This is a genomic window from Peribacillus sp. P4_C12 (genome assembly GCF_056402095.1).
Genome location: NZ_JBFUIB010000409.1, coordinates 1 through 3,388, shown reverse-complemented (window position 1 = coordinate 3,388; position 3,388 = coordinate 1). Strand labels below are relative to the sequence as shown.

Annotated in this window: 4 protein-coding genes; 1 reads left to right on the top strand and 3 read right to left on the bottom strand. The window is 40.6% G+C overall.

The features are described 5' to 3' along the window. Both AC1DUW_RS23970 and AC1DUW_RS23965 read right to left on the bottom strand, forming a co-directional pair. On the bottom strand, positions 1-926 hold a 926-nt coding region (locus AC1DUW_RS23970), incomplete at its 3' end, for a SecDF P1 head subdomain-containing protein (RefSeq protein WP_477643637.1). Between the two features lie 199 nt (positions 927-1,125). Continuing rightward, the gene (locus AC1DUW_RS23965) at positions 1,126-1,431 is read right to left on the bottom strand and encodes a post-transcriptional regulator (protein ID WP_477643636.1); all 306 of its coding nucleotides are present in this window, start codon (positions 1,429-1,431) and stop codon (positions 1,126-1,128) included. 167 nt (positions 1,432-1,598) lie between these two features. Here AC1DUW_RS23965 and spoVB point away from each other — a divergent pair, with 167 nt between their 5' ends. After that, entirely contained in the window at positions 1,599-3,161 is a 1,563-nt protein-coding gene (gene spoVB / locus AC1DUW_RS23960) for a stage V sporulation protein B (RefSeq protein WP_056528330.1), read from the top strand. A gap of 28 nt (positions 3,162-3,189) precedes the next feature. Here spoVB and AC1DUW_RS23955 read toward each other — a convergent pair. Next, on the bottom strand, positions 3,190-3,388 hold a 199-nt coding region (locus tag AC1DUW_RS23955), incomplete at its 5' end, for a YetF domain-containing protein (RefSeq protein WP_477643635.1).

Here is a 3,388-nt window from a genome sequence, read left to right as displayed (position 1 = left end):
ATACCAGGCAGTGTAAGGACCGCGTTCATCCAATCAAACACTAATAGCGTCAAGAAAATGTAGATGCTTAAAGTGACGACTGCAATGAATCCTGGGAAGYGGTAATACACAAGCATAAAGATAAAAACAAGTGCAATTCCGATGATTCCTGCAAAAATAGTATCATTTAGTGCACCTGCACCAAATTGGGCACCTACAGAAGTGGAGTACTTTTCTTTTAAATCTACAGGCAGGGCACCTGCATCCAGAAGGTCTGCAAGCTCTTTCGCTTCTTCCACCGTAAATTGACCGGTAATATACACCTTCTTCGTATTAAAAACTTCACTGACAGCTGGAGCTGAAATCATATTGTCTTGTGAAGCTGTATCTTTAATGGAATCTTTTCCTTCCTCGAAATCCAACCAGATTGCAAGTACATTCGTCGGGCTTTCCATTGAGGAAATTTTTTGAGTGATTTCTTTAAACTTATTCACGTCTTTCAGCGTGACTTCAACAACCGGTTTATTATCTTGGAACGTTTGTTTCGCGCCGCCTTCTTTCAGGTCTGCACCGGTCATCATTTCCTTATCGTTGTAATCACGGAACGATAATTTCGCTTGAGTCGAAAGGATTTCCCGAGCGTTGTTTTGGTCTTTAACACCGGCTAATTGAACGCGGATCCGGTCTTTACCTTCGATTTGAATATTAGGTTCACTTACACCTAATACATTGACACGCCGCTCAAGTGAGCTTACTGTAGCCCTCAAAACTTCCGGAGTGATCTTTTCCCCAGATAGCGGTTTTACTTCATATAACACTTCAAAACCGCCTTGAAGATCAAGACCCAGCTTGATATCCTTTAGGATTCCTTTTGAAGTCGTTCCCATCGCTGCGAAAATCAAAAGTACGATTAGAAAAAACGCAACGATTCTGCTTCTTTTTACCATTATGTAGTAGGCCCCTTTCTATAATACGCCTGTTCATGGAGTTTCAAAAACTGTCATTTTTTTCGTTTTATAAGGTTGCATTCTCTTCAAATCGTTAGAAAAAAGACACCGCTCTCCATACTCTTTTTCCAAAAAAAAGCATAACCATATCTATTATGATTCATTTACAAACGGCTGTCAATTTAAGTATTTCGCAGTTTTATTCTTTCAAAAGTTCTTTAAGCTCCTCTTCAGAAAGCGGTTCAAAAAGATTGGGTGATTTATAAGCTTCGACCATTTGAAAGGTCATGAACTGGTTGCTCGAAAATGTCACAATGTCGGCTACGAGTTCGTGAAGGTGAATGTTTTCCTGAGGCCGCTTCCATTTGTTCTTGGTTAAGGTTGCCCATATATCTTCCTCTGTAATAGCATTCAATCCAACCATTTGGAATTCCTCACGTTTGCTCTTCAAGAATGGACGTACCTTTACATAATAACGTTGATATGGGTGATTCTTTTTCGTCATCACTTTGCCTCCAGTAAAAATGATTCTCAATTGAATGCGCATTTTCTAAGAAGGAAATTCGATCATTTGTAAGAACGCAAACACTTTTGTCATGCTTTGTCCAAGTACAAGCATATAGATAATTGTATAGCATAACCGCTTTTTTGAGAAGGCAGGGAGGGAGTTCAATGTCTAAGTTTTTAAAAGGGACGCTGATTTTATTAATCGCAAGCCTGATAACAAGGGTTCTTGGGTTCATTAACCGCATTGTCATCGCCCGTTTTATTGGCGAAGAAGGCGTTGGTTTATATATGATGGCTTTACCGACCCTATTTCTTGTCGTCAACATTACCCAGTTAGGCTTGCCAATCGCCATATCCAAATATGTGGCCGAAGCCAATGCCCGAGGTGATGAAAGGAAAATCAAGAAAATCCTTGTCGTCTCTTTGGCCTGTACATTTACTTTATCAATGATCTTTACTCCTGCGATGCTATTTTTTGCGCCTGTTCTATCCGAATATTTATTCACAGATGAAAGAACGGTATGGCCGCTTATGGCGATTGCCCCTATTGTTCCAATTATCGCTATTTCATCTGTCTTGCGCGGATATTTCCAAGGCAAGCAAAATATGAAGCCCTTCGCTTTCTCACAAGTTATTGAACAGGTAGCCCGTATCACTTTCATTGCCGTCCTGACAAAGGCCTTTTTGCCATACGGAATCGAATATGCCGCAGCTGGCGCAATGTTTGCCTCAATAATTGGTGAGCTTGTATCACTTGTCTACCTATTGACAAGCTTTAAATTAAAGAAACATTTTAAATTCCGGAAAGGCTTCTTCAAAAATGTCAAATCTGGGAAAGGAACATTTACTGAATTGATGGGGATTGCCCTGCCTTCAACTGGAAGCAGGATGATTGGATCAATTTCTTGGTTTTTTGAACCAATTGTGGTCGCTCAGAGTTTGCAACTTGCCGGTGTGACCGCGGCCGCAGCTACCAGTCAATACGGAGAGTTAACAGGATACGCACTGCCTTTGCTCATGCTCCCTTCTTTTGTTACGGCTTCATTAGCTACAGCCCTTGTTCCTGCAGTTAGTGAAGCAAGGACAACAGGAAACTTTTCACTCGTTGAACACAGGCTTCAGCAGGCCCTGAAAATCACCTTTATTACAGGTTGTTTAGCTGTCGTCACTCTGTTCATCTTTGCTGAACCGATTTTACAAGTCATGTATGGCTCTTCCCACGCTGCTGTTTTCATTAAATTTCTTTCACCTTTTTTCATACTCTATTATTTTCAATATCCGTTGCAGTCGATGCTTCAGGCACTGGACCTTGCAAAAGCCGCAATGTTTAACAGCCTTGCAGGAAACATTCTTAAAATTGGTGTAATCTGGCTGCTGGCATCCAAGGAAAGTTTCGGTATTATGGGGGCCGCAATCGGAATAGCGGTCGGTTCGATGCTCGTTACCTTTCTGCATTTTTCAACTGTGTTAAAAGTTGTTCCTTTTACCCTTCATTTTCGGAGTTATATGTTGGCTTTAGTTATTGCATTAATTTCCGGTTGGGGTGGTTATTATATTTATCAAGATCCACTCTCCTCTCAGTCTCTAGGAACCCGGCTGTTGCTTTCCGTTACCGTTGTGTTCCTGTTGTTCACATTTTTCATGCTCTTGACTGGCTTCATAAAAAAAGCGGACTTAATTCGAATCCCTGTAATCGGCGTGTTTTTATCAAGGTTTGCATGGAAATAGAAATAACCGAAGTATACAGCAGCTTCGGTTATTTCTTTGTTTCATTTGTATCAATGTAAAATTTGCCATCTATGTATCCGCAAATCGATATCTCTTTAACCTTTGTATCCCCGTGTTCTTTTAACTGATGCAGAAGCCAAAAATGATTTTTTCCAATTTTATTAAGATTTTCTTCCTGTACCTCTCCGTCGACTATTAGCGGATAGGGTATTGATTCACTTTCAGTC

Bases quoted from the DNA above. Each gene is read 5' to 3' on its own strand.
- AC1DUW_RS23965 (WP_477643636.1), bottom strand. From the start codon at position 1,431: ATGACGAAAAAGAATCACCCATATCAACGTTATTATGTAAAGGTACGT.
- spoVB (WP_056528330.1), top strand. From the start codon at position 1,599: ATGTCTAAGTTTTTAAAAGGGACGCTGATTTTATTAATCGCAAGCCTG.